The 15,744-nt window shown below is 71.9% G+C and carries 15 protein-coding genes and 3 tRNA genes; 1 reads left to right on the forward strand and 17 read right to left on the reverse strand.

Annotation, left to right across the window (positions count from 1 at the left end; genetic code table 11):
* Window positions 1-47: 47 nt before the first annotated feature.
* From ACFFF6_RS14005 to ACFFF6_RS14045, 9 genes are all read right to left on the reverse strand, one after another.
* Window positions 48-950, reverse strand: coding sequence for a bifunctional methylenetetrahydrofolate dehydrogenase/methenyltetrahydrofolate cyclohydrolase (locus ACFFF6_RS14005; protein WP_376981763.1), 903 nt, complete (start codon window positions 948-950; stop codon window positions 48-50).
* A gap of 91 nt (window positions 951-1,041) precedes the next feature.
* Entirely contained in the window at window positions 1,042-2,310 is a 1,269-nt protein-coding gene (glyA, locus tag ACFFF6_RS14010) for a serine hydroxymethyltransferase (RefSeq protein WP_376981765.1), read from the reverse strand.
* Window positions 2,311-2,396: 86 nt separating this feature from the next.
* Window positions 2,397-3,596: a UDP-N-acetylmuramate dehydrogenase gene (locus ACFFF6_RS14015; protein WP_376981767.1), complete on the reverse strand. Its 1,200-nt coding sequence runs from the start codon at window positions 3,594-3,596 to the stop codon at window positions 2,397-2,399.
* The gene (locus ACFFF6_RS14020) at window positions 3,593-4,051 is read right to left on the reverse strand and encodes a MaoC/PaaZ C-terminal domain-containing protein (protein ID WP_376981769.1); all 459 of its coding nucleotides are present in this window, start codon (window positions 4,049-4,051) and stop codon (window positions 3,593-3,595) included. Before ACFFF6_RS14020 ends, ACFFF6_RS14015 begins: the two co-directional genes overlap by 4 nt.
* Window positions 4,052-4,091: 40 nt before the next feature.
* Complete coding sequence (locus tag ACFFF6_RS14025; protein WP_376981771.1) at window positions 4,092-4,541, reverse strand: FAS1-like dehydratase domain-containing protein; 450 nt, start codon at window positions 4,539-4,541, stop codon at window positions 4,092-4,094.
* Between the two features lie 143 nt (window positions 4,542-4,684).
* On the reverse strand, window positions 4,685-4,855 hold the full coding sequence (gene rpmG / locus ACFFF6_RS14030; protein WP_029360274.1) for a 50S ribosomal protein L33: 171 nt from the start codon (window positions 4,853-4,855) through the stop codon (window positions 4,685-4,687).
* Between the two features lie 93 nt (window positions 4,856-4,948).
* A tRNA-Met gene (locus ACFFF6_RS14035) sits at window positions 4,949-5,025 on the reverse strand.
* Between the two features lie 56 nt (window positions 5,026-5,081).
* Window positions 5,082-5,154, reverse strand: a tRNA-Thr gene (locus ACFFF6_RS14040).
* Between the two features lie 89 nt (window positions 5,155-5,243).
* Window positions 5,244-5,325, reverse strand: a tRNA-Tyr gene (locus tag ACFFF6_RS14045).
* Window positions 5,326-5,641: 316 nt separating this feature from the next.
* Between ACFFF6_RS14045 and ACFFF6_RS14050 the strand changes: the two genes are divergently transcribed.
* The gene (locus ACFFF6_RS14050; RefSeq protein ID WP_376981773.1) at window positions 5,642-6,130 is read left to right on the forward strand and encodes a YajQ family cyclic di-GMP-binding protein; all 489 of its coding nucleotides are present in this window, start codon (window positions 5,642-5,644) and stop codon (window positions 6,128-6,130) included.
* A 108-nt stretch (window positions 6,131-6,238) separates the two neighbouring features.
* On the opposite strand, the gene ACFFF6_RS14055 is transcribed toward ACFFF6_RS14050, so the two are convergent.
* The 8 genes from ACFFF6_RS14055 to ACFFF6_RS14090 all read right to left on the reverse strand — a co-directional run.
* A complete protein-coding gene (locus ACFFF6_RS14055) occupies window positions 6,239-6,508 on the reverse strand; it encodes a hypothetical protein (protein ID WP_376981775.1) in 270 nt (89 codons plus the stop codon).
* A 55-nt stretch (window positions 6,509-6,563) separates the two neighbouring features.
* On the reverse strand, window positions 6,564-6,827 hold the full coding sequence (locus ACFFF6_RS14060; protein WP_376981777.1) for a hypothetical protein: 264 nt from the start codon (window positions 6,825-6,827) through the stop codon (window positions 6,564-6,566).
* 329 nt (window positions 6,828-7,156) lie between these two features.
* Window positions 7,157-7,639 (reverse strand): hypothetical protein, encoded by a 483-nt coding sequence (locus ACFFF6_RS14065; protein ID WP_376981779.1) that lies wholly within the window; start codon window positions 7,637-7,639, stop codon window positions 7,157-7,159.
* Window positions 7,640-7,740: 101 nt separating this feature from the next.
* The gene (locus ACFFF6_RS14070; RefSeq protein WP_376981781.1) at window positions 7,741-8,010 is read right to left on the reverse strand and encodes a WXG100 family type VII secretion target; all 270 of its coding nucleotides are present in this window, start codon (window positions 8,008-8,010) and stop codon (window positions 7,741-7,743) included.
* 137 nt (window positions 8,011-8,147) lie between these two features.
* Window positions 8,148-12,617 carry a type VII secretion EssC family protein gene (locus ACFFF6_RS14075; RefSeq protein ID WP_376981783.1) on the reverse strand — a complete coding sequence of 1,490 codons (4,470 nt, stop codon included), beginning with the start codon at window positions 12,615-12,617 and terminating at the stop codon, window positions 8,148-8,150.
* A 60-nt stretch (window positions 12,618-12,677) separates the two neighbouring features.
* On the reverse strand, window positions 12,678-13,391 hold the full coding sequence (locus ACFFF6_RS14080; RefSeq protein WP_376981785.1) for an FHA domain-containing protein: 714 nt from the start codon (window positions 13,389-13,391) through the stop codon (window positions 12,678-12,680).
* A gap of 87 nt (window positions 13,392-13,478) precedes the next feature.
* A complete protein-coding gene (locus tag ACFFF6_RS14085; RefSeq protein WP_376981787.1) occupies window positions 13,479-15,128 on the reverse strand; it encodes a serine/threonine-protein kinase in 1,650 nt (549 codons plus the stop codon).
* Window positions 15,125-15,744 (reverse strand): FHA domain-containing protein (locus tag ACFFF6_RS14090; protein ID WP_376981789.1); only part of this gene is annotated, 620 nt, incomplete at its 5' end. The genes ACFFF6_RS14090 and ACFFF6_RS14085, both read right to left, overlap by 4 nt.

Genomic DNA, 15,744 nt, shown 5'->3' on the forward strand with positions numbered 1-15,744 from the left:
GTCGATGGGGAGCAGTCCCCATCGACGCCGCTGGTCAGGAGCTGGTCTCAGGCGCCGGACGGCTCGATCCCGGCGGCCCGCTCCGCGGCCTCGACCACGTTGGTCATGAGCAGCGCGACCGTCATCGGCCCCACGCCTCCGGGGTTCGGGGAGAGCCAGCCGGCGACCTCGGCGACCGTGGGGTCGACGTCGCCGTGCACCGCGTACTTCCCGGTCTCCGGATGCTTCTCCCCGCGGGTGACGCCCACGTCGAGCACGGCCGCGCCGGGCTTGACGTCCTCGGCGCGGACGAGGTGCTTCACGCCGGCCGCGGCGATGATGACGTCAGCCCGACGCAGGTGCGCGGAGAGATCCTGCGTCCCGGTGTGGGTGAGGGTCACGGTCGCGTTCACGGAGCGGCGGGTCAGCAGCAGGCCCACGGAGCGGCCGATGGTCACGCCGCGGCCCACGACCACGACGTGCTTCCCCTTCAGGTCGATGTCGTGGCGCAGCAGCAGCTCGATGGCGGCGCGCGGAGTGCACGGCAGCGGCGAGGCGATGGGGGCGTTGACGTTCAGCACGAGCCGGCCCAGGTTCGTGGGGTGCAGGCCGTCGGCGTCCTTGTCGGGGTCGATGCGCTCGAGGATCGCATCGGTGTCCAGATGCCCCGGCAGCGGGAGCTGGACGATGTAGCCGTGGCAGGCCGGATCGGCGTTGAGACGGTCGATGACCTCCTCGACATCGGCCTGCGCGGCGTCGCCCGGCAGCTCGACCTGGATCGAGTTCATGCCGATCGACTCCGAACGGCGGTGCTTCATCCCCACGTAGAGCGCGGAGCCCGGGTCGTCGCCCACCAGCACGGTCGCGATGCCGGGGACGACGCCCCTCTCGCGCAGGGCGGCGACGCGCTCGGAGAGCTCCTGGGTGATGGTCTTCGCGGTGGCGCGGCCGTCGAGGATCTGCGCGGTCATGGGGGTCCTTTCCAGGGCGGCCGGTCCCGGCCGGTCGATGAGGAGGAGACGGGGCGGGGCCCGGCCGGGACGGCCGGGCCCCGCGGGCCGATCAGTACTGCTGCAGGTCTGCGTACAGCGGCTTCGCATCGGCGAGGGCCGCGGTGCGCCGGCGCAGGGACTCGAGGTCCGCGCCGCCGGTCAGGGCGAGGGCGATGACGTCGGCGATCTCGGAGAACTCCTCGGCGCCGAAGCCGCGGGTCGCGAGTGCCGGCGTGCCGATGCGCAGCCCGGACGTGACCCGCGGGGGACGCGGGTCGTTGGGGACCGCGTTGCGGTTCACGGTGATGCCGACCTCGTGGAGGATGTCCTCGGCCTGCTGGCCGTCGAGCTTCGAGGAGACCAGGTCCACGAGGACGAGGTGCACGTCGGTGCCGCCGGAGGCGACCTTGACCCCGGACTCGCGCGCGTCGGTGTGCTGGAGACGCTCGGCGAGGATCTTCGCGCCGTCGAGGGTGCGCTGCTGGCGCTCGGCGAAGTCCGCGGAGCCGGCGACCTTGAGAGCCACGGCCTTCGCCGCGATCACGTGCATGAGCGGGCCGCCCTGCTGCCCCGGGAACACGGCGGAGTCGATCTTCCGGGCCCACTCCTCCTTCGCGAGGATCAGGCCCGAGCGGGGCCCGGCGAGGGTCTTGTGCACGGTCGTGGAGACGACGTCGGAGTGCGGGACGGGGCTCGGGTGCAGGCCTGCGGCGACGAGCCCCGCGAAGTGCGCCATATCGGTCCACAGGAGCGCGCCGACCTCGTCCGCGATGGCGCGGAAGGCGGCGAAGTCGAGGTGACGAGGGTAGGCGGACCAGCCGGCGACGATCACCTTCGGACGGGCCTCGAGGGCGAGCTCGCGGACCTTGTCCATGTCGACGCGGCCGGTGGCCGGATCGACCTCGTAGGCGGCGATGTCGTAGAGGCGGCCGGAGAAGTTGATCTTCATGCCGTGGGTGAGGTGACCGCCGTGGGCGAGCGAGAGGCCCATGAGGGTGTCGCCGGGGCGGGCGAGGGCGTGCATGACCGCGGCGTTCGCGGTCGCGCCCGAATGCGGCTGCACGTTGGCGTGCTCGGCGCCGAACAGCTCCGTGGCGCGGTCGATCGCGATCTGCTCGGCGACGTCGACCTCCTCGCAGCCGCCGTAGTAGCGCTTGCCCGGGTAGCCCTCGGCGTACTTGTTGGTGAGCACCGATCCCTGCGCCTGCAGCACGGCCCGCGGCACGAAGTTCTCCGACGCGATCATCTCCAGCGTGCGCTGCTGGCGGGCGAGCTCGCGGTCGAGGACGCGCGCGATGTCCGGATCGAGATCGGCGATGGACTGGTCGGTGACGTTCACGGGGCCTCCTGTGAGGGGACGGGGCGGCGGGCCGGGTCGCGGCCGCTGCCATCCTAGATTCCGGGGGCGCGGGTCGCCCCGCGTGGTCAGATGTCGATCCCGAGCCGGACGGGCTCCGGCTCGAGGCGGATGCCGAAGCGCTCCTGCACGCCTGCCCGCACGGCGCGGGCGAGCTCGGCGATGTCCTCGCTGCCGGCGCCGCCGCGGTTGGTCAGCGCGAGGGAGTGCTTGGTCGAGAGCGAGGCGCGGGGGCCCACGCAGAAGCCGCGGTCGAAGCCGGCCTGGCTGATCAGCCACGCCGCGCTGGTCTTGACGTGCCCCTCCCCCGCCGGGAAGCGCGGCGCGCCCTCGGGCAGGGTGCGGGCCTGCTCCTCGGGCAGGATCGGGTTGGTGAAGAAGCTGCCGGCGCTCCAGGTGTCGTGGTCGGCCGGGTCGAGCACCATGCCCTTCCCGGCACGGATGGCGAGCACGGCCTCGCGCACCTGCGTCATCGGTGCCCGGGCCCCCGCCTCGACGCCGAGCCGGCGCGCCAGCTCTCCGTAGCGGATCGGGGCGGAGAGGCTGCCGATCATGTGCTGGAAGGTCACCGACAGCACGACGTAGCGCCCGGTCGCGGAGGGGACGGGCCCCCCGTACGGGGTGCGCTTGAACAGGGAGTCGCGGTAGGCGAAGGCGCAGTCGGCCGCGTAGAAGGTGCGCACCCGGCGGTCGTCGCGGTCATAGGTGCGCACGCGGGCGATGGTCTGGGAGACCTCCTGCCCGTAGGCGCCGACGTTCTGGATCGGCGTGGCGCCGACGGTCCCCGGGATCCCGGACAGAGCCTCGATCCCGATCATGCCGCGGGCCACGGCGTAGGCGACGGCATCGTCCCAGCCGGTCCCGGCGAAGTGCTCGACGAGCGCACCGCCGCAGGTCGCCTCGAGCGGGGTCAGCTCCGCGGGATCAGCAGGGATGCCGTCCGGCTCGCCGGAGGCGGGGATCTCGCAGGTCGCGTTCAGCACGGGCGGGGCCTGCGGGTCCTCGGCGAGGACGACGGTCCCCTCGAAGGGGGCGTCGGAGGCGACGAGATTGGAGCCTCCTCCCAGGACGAGCAGCTGTTCGCCCCTCTCGTCCGCCGACGCGACGGCCGCGATGAGCTCCTCCTGGGTGCGGGCCCGCACCAGGGTGCGGATGCTGCCGCCGATGCGCAGGGTGGTCAGGTCCGCGAGGCGGGGACGCCCGGGGGCCGCCCCGGTCGATGCGCCGGGGTCGAGCGGGCCCGGGGCCTGCTGCGGGGCCGAGCTCATCGGTCCTGCGAGGACGGGTCGGCCTGGACCTGCACGCCGACCCGGGCCCGTCCCAGGACCGCGGTGCCGTCGACGGTCGCGTCCAGCGTCAGCTGCACGGTGCCGGCGTCCGCATCGACCTTCGCGATCTTCGCGGCGACCTCGAGGATCGCGCTGCCGGTCGCGGGAACGGGGATGGGGTTCGAGAAGCGGGTGGAGTAGCTCGTGATCCGCGCTCCGTCGCCGAGCGAGGCGGCGACGGCCTCGATGGCGGTGCCCATGGTGAGCATGCCGTGGGCGATCACGCCGGGCAGGCCGGCGGCGGTCGCAGCGGCGTCGTTGTAGTGGATGGGGTTGAAGTCGCCGGAGGCCCCGGCATAGCGCACGAGGGTGTCGCGGGTGATCTCGTAGCGCGCGCTCGCGAGCTGCATGCCGGCTTCGAGCTGTCCGAGGGTGGCGGTGGTGATGAGGGTCATGACGTGTACGGGGTCCTCTCGCGGGGCGGGGTGGGCGACGTCACTCGCCGCGCACGACGAGCATGCTGCGGACGACGGCGACAGGCTCTCCCGCGGGGTCGGCCATGTCGACCCGGGTGCTGACCATGGTGTGGCCGCCCGCGGACCGGACCCGCTCGACCGTGAGCGTGGGCACGAGCCGGTCGCCGGCGACGACGGGCCGCTCCAGCTCGAAGGACTCCTCGCCGTGGACGACCCGGGTGAAGTCGATCCCGGCGGCCGGGTCCTCGATGTACTGGGCCTCGGTCTGCTGGGCCAGCGAGACGAGGAACGTGGGGGTCGCGACGACATCGGCATGACCCGCGGCACGTGCCGCCTCGGCGTCGGTGTGGATCGGGGCCGAGGCACCGGTGGCGCGCGCGAACTCGATGATCTTCGCGGCGGAGACCACGTGGACGGGGCCGGGCGGGTAGGTGCGGCCGGCGAAGGAGGGATCCGGTGCGGTGGCCATGGGCTGACTCCTCGGGGGTGGGCGGGTTCCGCGGGCGCCGCGGTGTCCGTCCCAGTGTCCTATGTCGGAAGGGTTCCGGTGAAACGCAGGAAGGCCACACGGGATGATTCCCATGTGGCCTTCACAGCATGCGATGCTCCGCGTCAGCGGGTCTCGCGGTGAGCCGTCTGCTTCCCGCAGGTCGGGCAGAACTTCGAGAGCTCGAGCCGATCCGGGGTATTGCGGCGGTTCTTCTTGGTGATGTAGTTGCGCGCCTTGCAATCAACACACGCCATGGTGATCTTGGGACGCACGTCAGAGCTCTTGCTCGCCACGGCTGGCCTCTTTCCTGTGGGGCGCGCCGGCCGACGCACCGCGTGGGTCCCCTTCTCGGGGGTCTGAACATGCACTCCGGCGTTCCACCGGTGTGGTACCGAGGGCGGGGATCGAACCCGCGACCTCACGATTATGAGTCGTGCGCTCTAACCGTCTGAGCTACCCCGGCTTGACGGTGGAAGCGGCCCGATCTCGGGAATGAGACCGGGCCGCCACATCCATCAGAGCCCTGAAAGGGAATCGAACCCTTGACCTTCTCCTTACCATGGAGATGCTCTGCCGACTGAGCTATCAGGGCAAGCCCCGAGAACTTTACCTCGTCCGCGCCATCGGCGCAAACTCGCTTCTGTTCCGGTGCCTGGGATCACATCTCTGCGATCCGCGGCGTGGCAGGTGAGGGATTCGAACCCCCGTAGGCATAGCCAGCTGATTTACAGTCAGCCCCCTTTGGCCACTCGGGTAACCTGCCGGGAAGACCTCCAGCGCCCTCTCCGTTGTCTCTCGGAGCCTTGCTGGCGGACCTGGATCAGCATACGGGGGATTCGCCGCGAGCGCGAACCCGAGAGGGCCCCTGAGCCCATGAGGCTGATCACAGGCGGTCGGGACACCCCCTCCGTCCGGCCCTGTCGCACCCGAGCGCGCCGCATGCTCCCAGGCCAGGACGCCTCTCCCCCGAAGAGCGCCCTGGCGGCGGAGCCCGGATAGGCTGGTGCCGTCGCGCACCCGCGCGGCCCTGCTCCTCGCGGCGCCGCCGGGCGCCGCCTCCAGCGAAAGGTGAGACGGACATGGCCGACTCCTCGTTCGACATCGTCAGCAAGCTCGACCGTCAGGAGGTCGACAACGCCGTGAACCAGGCGGTGAAGGAGGTCGGGCAGCGCTACGACTTCCGCGGCACGGGTGCCTCCCTCACGCTCTCCGGCGACGACATCGTCATGACGGCCAATGCGGAGGAGCGCGTCCTCGCGGTGCTCGACGTGCTGCAGACCAAGCTGCTGCGCCGCGGCATCTCGCTCAAGGCGATCGAGGTGGGCGAGCCCCGGCAGTCCGGCAAGGAGGTCCGCCTGGTGGCCGCGCTGCGGGAGGGCATCGCCTCCGACGAGGCGAAGAAGATCGCGAAGATCATCCGTGACGAGGGCCCCAAGGGCGTCAAGGCCCAGATCCAGGGCGATGAGCTGCGGGTGTCCTCCAAGAGCCGCGACGACCTGCAGGACGTCATCTCCCTGCTCAAGGGCAAGGACCTCGACGTCGCTCTCCAGTTCATCAACTACCGCTGACCGGCCCGGCACCTGCCCCGTCCCCGGGATGCACGACGAGGGCCCTTCCCCGCGACAGCGGGGAAGGGCCCTACGAGGAGGAGGGGGTGGGGTGGGAAGGCCCCGGCGTCAGCCCTGCTGGGACGTGCCCTCCTGCTGGTCCGCCTGCTGGGTGAGCGCATCGCCCTTGGCCTGGAAGGCCTCGGTCAGGCTCGAGACCTGCCCGGAGACGAAGGAGCCCCAGTCCGAGACGTACTGGTCGTAGTCCGGTCCGACCCACTCGACCGAGTTCACGACGCTCGTGACCTGGTCGATGATGTCGAGGATCTCCGAGCCGGTGGTGGTGATGAGAGCGGCGACGTCGCGGCCGGCCTCGATGTCCATTCCCTGGAATGCCATGGTGTTCTCCTGCGGTTCGCTGGTGTGTGCTGCGTGAGGTGGGGGCCGGTTCCGGTCAGGCGCCGGAGGTCTCGATCTGGTTCTGGGCGTTGGAGTTCGCCCGATCCGCGAAGTCCTGCGTGCCCTGGACGACCGCCTGCACGAGCTGGCCGATGGAGTCGGCGAACTCCCCGCGGAAGGTGTCGGCGTCGTCGCCGGTCCAGTCGAGCTCCTCGACGCGGCTCAGCGCGGCGTCGAACTTGGCGCGGATGTCCTCGCCGGCGGCCGAGGTCTGGCTCGCCATCTGCTGGACGGCTCCGGGATTCATACCCTTCTTCATGGTTTCCCCTTCATCGTGGTGGACGTTCCAGGCCCCGCGGCGGTGGTTCCGCCTCGATCGACCCGCACCCCCGGACGCTCTCCCGAGGTGATGCCACAACCCTAGGTCGGGCGTCTCCGCCGAGCCATGGGGAGAAGTCCCCATCGCTCCTCCCCACAGCGTACGAGCAGGTCAGCACGGGTTCTCAGCCCATCGGTTTTCCACATCCGTGGGCCCTCGCAATGCGGGGCGGAAAGGTCCCCATGCACGAGGACGGGCCGCCTCCCGGAGGAGACGGCCCGTCCCTGCACCGCCGCGATGGGCGGGGCACCTGCTTCCGCGTCGGCTTCTCAGTCGGCGACGATGCGGATGGAGTCCTGGATCCCGCGCAGCAGCTCGATCTCCTCATCGGCGGAGTCCGCCCCGCAGCTGCCGACGAGCTCGACCACGTCGACGGCGACCTCCCCGCGCGGGACCACCGTATAGCGAGCCGCCTGCACGACGGTGGGCCTGCCGGGCTGGGTGTAGCCGTACTCGCTCGCGACCCAGGTGCGGCCGTCGACCTCGATCTCCCCGGTGCCGAGCTCCTCGAGCTCCGGGAGCTCGGCCTTGCGCTGGAGAAGACCGGCCCGGGCCTGCTCGATCCCGAACTCCGGCCCGAACCGCTGCACCGTCACCACGACGTTCGCGCGGAATCGTCCGTCGACGCGCGGCTGTGCCAGGGCGATGTGCACGCCGGGCACCGTGAGCGCCTCCCAGTCCTCGGGGGCGTCGACGCCGATGCGAGGCGGCCCCGGGAACTGTGCGCTGGGGTATGTGAACTGCTGGGGCATGGACGGGCTCCGTTCGACCTCACTGGCGACGACAATCTACCAGGCCGACCGAGGCGCGCCGCGGAAAGCGACGGGCCTGAGCCCGCCCTGCACGGCCCGCCTCAGCTCGAGGAGGTCCGGGCCTGTTCGTCCGCGTTGCGGTCCGCGGTCTCGCCGAGGTCCGCGACGGCCTGCATGATCTGCTGGAGAGCGGGGACCATCTCGCCGCTCCACTGCCCGCGGAACTGGTCCGCATCCGGCCCCGTCCAGTCCACGCCTTCGAGTCCGCCGGTGAGCTCCCGCTCGATGGCGCCGATCTCCTCGGCGGCGTCGCGGAGCTGCGCCGCCATCTGGCGGACCTCCTCGACGGCCATGCCCTGGTTGCTGTTCATGCCCTGCCCCTTCTCGCGGTGTTGACCTCACGGACCGTCGACGCGTGCGCCGGTCCCGACAGTGCCACTGTAGGGACCGGCGGGCGCGCGAGCGATGGGGAGGAGTACCCATGTGGACAACTCGCGCCCAGCCGGGCTCAGAGCTGCTCGGTGCGCTGGGCGACCTGCAGCTTGACAGCACGCCCGCCATGGACGAGGAAGCCACGGCCGGGCGGGAAGTCCGCCCGGCGGATCCGACCCAGCGGGGTGCCCAGGAGCATGTCCCCGTCGTTCTCCCCCGGCTGCAGCAGAACGCCGCGACGCCCCGCCTTGAAGGGCTGCGCGAGAACGTACGCCTGGGACCAGGACGCCGACTCGTTCTCGCCGACGACGAACTGCCCCTCCCGGGTGCAGGCGCGGATCAGCTTGTCCAGGTCGTTCTCGATGCCGCTGCCCGTGAAGTCGGCGACGCCGTCGACGAACAGCGCGAGCCGCCCCTCGGCCACGGCCCCGGACTCGACGGTCTGGCGCAGCTGGCCGACCAGATCCCGCACCGCCTCGGGATCGGAGGCCTCCACATCCCACACGGGCAGGCCGGTCAGCGGCGTGCGGCGAGCGGAGAAGCGGACCAGCCGCATCGGCTGCTCCATCGCCTTCAGGGAGCTGGCGATCGTGAGCATCGCCGTGGTGCGTCCCGAGGCCATCGGGCCCGTGACCATGAAGGCGCCGCGCGGTTCGAAGGCGACCTCCGCGAGCGTCTCGTCGCCCACCCCCAGCACGGGCCGCCCGTCGACGACGGGGCGCAGCCGGGAGAGCTCGACCCGCTCGGGGAGCCGCTCGATCGCGGGCGCCTGCGGCAGGCCGGCGCGGCGCATGGCCTTCGCGAGCTCGGTCACCTCCCGGGACTGGATCGCGACGTTCGAGTCGCCGCCGTGCACGGCGATCTGCGCCTCATGCCCGTCGAGGATCGCGCGTCCCGGGGGCGAGGAGCCGTCCAGCACGTCCTTGGGGACGCCGAAGGCGCCGTAGTCGTCGGCGGAGGCCATCCGGTGGATCAGCCGACGCTGGATGGAGGAGCCCAGGGACGCGGGGATGGCGTTGGGCCTGTCGCCGGTCACGATCACATGCACCCCGACCTGCCGGCCGTCGGTCGCGATCTGCACGAAGGTCGTGAACCATCGGCTGAGGGAGGAGTAGTCGTAGGCCTCGCGGAAGGCCGCCATGCCGTCCACGAGCAGGAGGATGCGCGGCGTGTCCGGGGCGCCGGCGAGCTCCCGGTACTCGGCGACGCTCCCCGCCCGCACCTCCGCGAAGGCACGGGAGCGCGAGTCGACCGTCTCCCGCAGCGTGCGCAGCAGGCGGATCACCCGCTCCTCGTCGTCACCGGAGATGATCGAGCCGACGTGCGGGAGCTCCTCGAGCATCGACAGGCCCGAGGCGCCGAAGTCCAGGCCGTACACCTGCACCGGACCGCCTCGGACGGTGGAGGCCGCGGAGATCGCGATCGTGCGCAGCGTCGTGGACTTGCCGGAGCCGCCGGTGCCGTAGATCGCCATGTTCCCGTCGCGGTCGGGCAGGTAGGAGACGGTCGGCTGCGCCTGGTCCTCGGGCACGTCCATCACGCCGATCAGCAGGTCCTCGTCGGTGCGGCGGCTGGGCAGCAGCGACAGGTCGTAGGCGGGGGCGAGCTCCGACAGCCAGGGCTTGCGCGGGGCGGGGACCCCGGCCTCGTGCGCGGCCGCCCGGATGGTGCGGACCATGCGGGAGATGTCGTTGGGACCGGGATCCTTCGGCGCGGCCGTCTTCGGGGCGGGGATGTCCCACTGCTCCCCGGTGCCGAAGTCCTTCTCGACGATGTCGATCCGCGCCTGCTCCGGCTCATGGGTGGTCCACCCGCCCGCATAGCCGGTCTGAAACGTCGCGATGCGGCCGGGCCCCGTCTTCGCCGCGGCACGCCCGGGGATGCCCGGATCGAAGTGGGCCGCCATCACATCGCCCAGGATGTCCTTCGAATCCGCCTCGTCCGCCATGCGCAGGGCGATGCGGAGGTTGGTGTTCGCGCGCAGGTTGTCCTTGATGACGCCCGCGGGACGCTGGGTGGCGAGGATCAGGTGCAGGCCCAGGGAGCGGCCGCGGGCGGCGACGTCGACGACGCCGTCCACGAACTCGGGGATCTCCTTGGCGAGCGCCGCGAACTCGTCGACGATGATGATCAGGCTCGGCGGGGCCTCCGGGTCCCCGGTCCGCTCGAGGGAGACGAGGTCCTTGGCCTTCTTCCGGTTCAGCAGATGCTCCCGGTGGTGCAGCTCGGCGCGCAGGGAGGTGAGCGCACGGCGCACCAGGTGCGGGGACAGATCGGTGACCAGGCCCACCGCGTGCGGGAGCGTGATCGCATCGGCGAAGGCGGCGCCGCCCTTGTAGTCCACGAACAGGAAGGTGACCCGGTCAGGGCTGTGAGCGGTGGCCATGCCCATCACCCAGGCCTGCAGGAACTCCGACTTCCCGGCACCGGTGGTGCCGCCGACGAGGGCATGCGGCCCCTGCGTACGCAGGTCCAGGTGGAAGGCATCCTGGCCGTTGTGACCGATCAGCCCGCGCAGGTCCGCGTCGTGCTTGCGACGCACCGGCTCGGAGCCGTCGCGCGGGGTCAGCGAGTGGTTCTCCTTCCACCGCTCGATCACGGCGGCGGGCTGCTCGGCCATGGGCATGCCGGCCAGCTTGAGATAGGAGATGGCGCGCGGGAGGTCGGAGTCGTCGTCGATGGGGACGCCCGCGTCCACCACCGGGGACAGGTGGCGGGCCACGCCCGCGGCGACCTCCACCGACACCGTCTCCACGGAGACGGGATAGAACTGGTCGCCCAGGCGCACATGACCCGCGCTGCCGCCCTCGACCGCCTCGTCCACGGAGATGTAGGTGCGGCAGGCGGCCGGGAGCGCGAGCACGTTCGCGGCGCACCAGATGATGTGGACGCCCACGTCGGGGCCCCGTTCCGCCAGGCGCACCAGCCGCGCCCGGTCCACGGGAGCATCGTCCTCGATGATCACCACGAGCGCCGGGGTCACCGGCTCCGGGGGGATCGGAGCCTCCGCCGTCACGTCGACGGTCATGGGGGTGCGCAGCGCGGCAGGTGCTCCCCCGCTGCGCTGCTCGATGAGCTCCTCGATCCTCGACAGCAGCGCGGCGCCGCGGCCGGGCGTGTCGGCGAGGTGGTCCCCGGCCAGCGGCGAGTGGGGGCTCGAGGTGTGGGGCAGCCACTTGAGCCACTGCCAGGACTCGCGCGAGGAGCGGGAGGTGATCGCGGCGATCGCGACATCGGCCGGGGAGTGCAGCCCGAAGATCTGGGTGACGAGGCCCCGGGCGACGCCGTCGGCCTCCTCGCCGTGCCCGGCCACCCCGATGCTCCCGGCGTAGCGCAGCTCCGCGACGATCGGGACGCCTGCCAGCAGCCGGTACTCCTCGTACATGTCCTCGAGCTGGTCCCAGTACCGCGGGATCGCGTCGTTCTCCCCCGGCATCGAGATCCCGACCCGGGACTCGGCGACCCCGAGCCCCAGGCGCAGGGTTCCGAACTGGTTGTGCTCGGGCCGATGGGTCCACAGCAGGCGTCCCAGACGGAAGGCCGCGTCGACCGTCGCCGCGGCCGCGGGGTTCTCCGCCAGGCGGACCGAGCGCTCGACGTCCTGCGCCTCGGTGACCCGGCGCCGCAGGGAGGCGAGCCCGTCCTCGAAGTTCTTGATCTGCCGCTCGAGCTGCCGTCTGTTCTGCAGGCGCCGGTTCAGGTAGGCGGCCGTCGCCATCATCGGCATCATGAACACGAACATGAGCGAGAAGGGGCTGCGGGTCATCGCGAACATGAAGCCGCCCATGATCATGGGCGCGAACATCATGAAGATCGGGAAGAACTGCGGCTGCGGCTCCTTCGGCGGGGTGGGCGCCTTGAGCGGCCGGTAGGGGAAGCGCGGGACCACCCGGGGCGCCCGGTTGAACTCGACCACGGGCGAGTTCGGGGCGGTGCCCCCCATCCGCTGCAGGGAGACGATCGCGAAGGTGGTGTCGCCGATGAGCACGGTGTCCGCCGGCCCGATGCCGGCGCGCTGCACCCGCTGGCCGCCGATGAGCACGCCGTTGGAGGACTGCAGGTCCACGATCTCGACGGATTCGGAGACGTTGATGCGGGCGTGCCGCTTGGAGAGCATCGGATCGGCGATGCGGATGTCGACGTCGCCCTCGCGTCCGATCACGCTCGAGCCGCTGGGCAGCGGGAACTCCCGTCCGGACTCGGGCCCGGAGAGCACGCGCAGCAGGGCGACCGCGGCACCCCGGGACTCGGCGCGGGTCGCGTACTCGCTGCTGGAGCGGGCGATCGAGACCACGCTCCCCGAGCGCAGCCCCGCCTGGATGAGGTCGACCTCGCGGTCCAGGGAGCGCACCCCGCTCGCTCCGGGACCGGCCCCGGGGTCCTGGACCTGGAGGGTCAGGCCGCCGGGAGCCTCGGCGCCGGCCCGCATCGGGTCGGCGCGGTAGAGCGCCTCGGCGACGTCGGCGACGGTCGCGGTGGCGTCGGCCGTGACCTCGAGGTCGGTCATCCGGTCCTCGGGCCGTCGCAGGGTCAGCTTGATGCGCATGGGGGAAGCTCAGCTCTCGTCCGGTCTCGGGTCTCGTCCGGTCTCAGGTCCGGTCCGCTCTCAATCCTCGTCGACGGCCTCGTGGGCCCGGTCCAGCAGCGGCAGGTCCTCCGCGGTGACCAGGCGCGAGAACACCGCATGCTCGACGAGGCGGGCGCGGCGGTTGCTCGCGAGCTTCCCCGGTCCGCCCCGCAGGCCGCGCACGCCGAGGCGGTCGAGCTTGTCGCACACGTTGTCGAGCTTGCGGTTGAACTTGGTGCGAGGCCAGCCCAGGCGGTCCGCCGCCTGCGCCGAGGTGGGGACCGCGCTCATGCCGGTCCCGTCGCGGGTGAGCATCGGCTCGCACAGGGCGAGGATCAGCAGCTTCTGGCTCTCGGTGAGCGCGACCGAGCCGACGGTCGTCTCCCCCACCGGGTCGTTCGCGCTCAGGGTCCGCTCGAACTCCGGGGACTCGGCGTGGACGGAGAGCTCATAGGTGGTGGGGCCCGCGGTGAACACGACCTTCGTCTCGTCGAAGACCAGAGGGATGCGGGCGCCGGGTGCGAGCCAGGCCTGCATCGAACCGGTGCCGTCGGTGATCGTCGCCGACAGCCGCGAGCCGATGTTCACGAGCCACCACAGGGCGTCGACCTGCACGATCGTGAGGAACTTGCGGTGGAGGAAGGGGTTGTCGTCGTCGACGTTGAGATCGGCCTCGCGTCCGATGGTCAGCTCGTCCCCTTCCGCGACCCGGAACCATTCGCCGCAGAACTCGACGGAGATCGTCGATGCCATGCTCCTGCCCTCCTTCATCGCGCCCTGCGGCGCACTCTTCCTCCGGCCCGCCGCGGCGGGCTGCTGTCCTCATGGATCCTCGGTCGCTCAGCCGCCCTGCAGGCAGGTCTCCTCGGTCCAGGGGCTCGCGCTGCCGTCGTCGCGGACCGCCCGCACCTGGATGCAGGCCCCGGGCTGGTTGGGCGGGACGTCCACGATGTGCGAGTCGTGGACCTTCTCGTCCTGCAGGGCCTCGTAGCTCTCGTACCCGGGCCCGAGGTTGACCCATTGGATCTGGTAGGTGTCCCCTTCCCACGCGCCCTCGCCCGGGGCCCAGGAGACGCGGGCCTTCTCGATGCCGTCCACGGTGCCGGGCACCAGCTGGATCTCGACCTTCTCCGGTGGGGACAGGGTCGAGCTGCCGCCGTCGGCGTCCTGGACCTTCGCGGTCGGCACGGGCTCCTGCTCCTGCGGGAACCAGGTGCGGGCCGCGACCGTGGCGCCGAGCCCCAGGCCCAGCACGAGGACGACGGCGACGAGCACGAAGGGCCAGGCAGGCGTCCGCCGCGGTGCTGCGGGACGGGCGTCCGTCCCCGGCTCGCCCGGGGATCCCGTGGGGACGCCGGGGGGCGCGGCGGGGCGCAGCATCGTCGAGTCGCCGGTCTGCTCGACGGATGCCGGGCTCGGGCGCGCGCCGGTGACGACAGCGGGGGCGACCCCGGCATAGGGGTCGAATCCCGGCGGACCGGAGGGAGTCGGCGCGGCGGGAGGCGCGGTCTGCGGACTCGGCGGCGCCTCGGGGTCGATCGTGGAGACCTTGCGGATCCGGGTGTGCGCGTCGAGCTCGTCATCGTCCCCGTCCGGATGCGCGGGAGCGCCGCGCTCGTCCAGGACGTCCATCTGCGTGATCGGCAGGGACATGGCCATCTCGATCTGCTGCAGAGCCCGGCCCAGCGACAGCGCGGAGTCGTAGCGGCCGGCCGGATCCTTCGCCATCGCGATCGACAGCACCCGGTCGAGCGCCTCGGGGGCGTCGGGACGCATGAGGGGGGCCAGGGGCTGCGAGGAGATCCGCCCGATGAGATCCGTCGCGGTGTTCCGCTGACCGGCCGTCTCGAACGGGGTGCGCCCGGCGAGCAGCGAGTACACGGTCGCCGCGAGGGAGAAGACGTCGGACCGCACATCGGCGCGGGGCGGGTCCCGGAAGAACTCGGGCGGGGACCACGGGATCGACATGCCCTGCGAGTCCTCGAGGCCGTCCCCGCCGCCGTCGACGATCGAGATCCCGAAATCCGTGAGCGCCGGCCGGTTGTACTCGGTGACCAGGATGTTGGCCGGCTTGATGTCGCGATGCAGGATCCCTGCGCGATGCGCGGTCTCGACGGCCCCCGCGATCTGCACGCCGACCCGCAGCGCCTCCGCCACGGTGATCCGCTCCCGCCGGAAGCGGACCCCGTAGTTGGGGCGCGGGCAGTACTCCATCACCAGGAAGGGACGCTGGGTGGTGGAGACGTCCGCGGTGTGGATCGTGACGATCGACGGATGCGTCGACATCGTCGCCATGACGTTGGCCTCGGCGTCGAACTGTCGGCGCACCGACTCATCGGCGACGCTCGCCAGCAGCACCTTGATGGCGACGAGCCGCTGGGGCCGGGCCTGGCGGTAGAGGAACACGTCGGCGAAGCCGCCCGACCCCAGGAGCTTCTCGTACTGGTAGCCGGGCAGCGCGGGCGGCTGCGAGGGCGGTCTGCGACTCATGCGCCCTCCCTCAGCCGCAGGCGGATCCCGTCCCCGAGATCGAGGATGTCCAGGTCCCGCAGCACGGTGCCCTGCTGCGGCGCGAGCCGCCGCGGATCCATGCCCTCGCGCAGCAGCGCGGTGCCGTTGGTGGTCCCGAGGTCCACGGCGATCACGTGCCAGCCCTCGAGCCGCAGCTCGACATGGGAGCGGGAGATGTCCTGCTGCGGGCTCGGCACGGTGATCAGCTGAGGCACCTCGTGCCCGCTGAAGCGGGAGGCCCGCGGCCGCCGGCCGATGATCGCCGAGCGGTCCAGCGGGAAGCTCTCCCCCGTGCTCAGCTCGACCCGGCCCAGCAGGGGGCGGGGCACCGTCCGCGAGGGGCCCACGAGCGTGCGTCCGCAGACGCGGCAGCCCATGAGCTCCGGGGGGTTCGCATGCCCGGCCCCGCAGAGACGGCCCGACAGCAGGACCTGCTGGGTGCCGGAGGGCGGCGTCCCGCTCGGAGCGAGCGGCGAGGGCGTGACGGGAGCCGAGGGCGCCGCAGGCACGGGCGGCGTCCCGGGTCCGGCCTGCACCGCGGGCTCGGACGGCACCGCGGGAGCACGCGGCACGGCGGGAGCGGGGGCGCTGCGGG

Origin of the sequence: Brachybacterium hainanense, assembly GCF_042434575.1 — a bacterium.
Classification (GTDB): Bacteria; Actinomycetota; Actinomycetes; order Actinomycetales; family Dermabacteraceae; genus Brachybacterium; species Brachybacterium hainanense.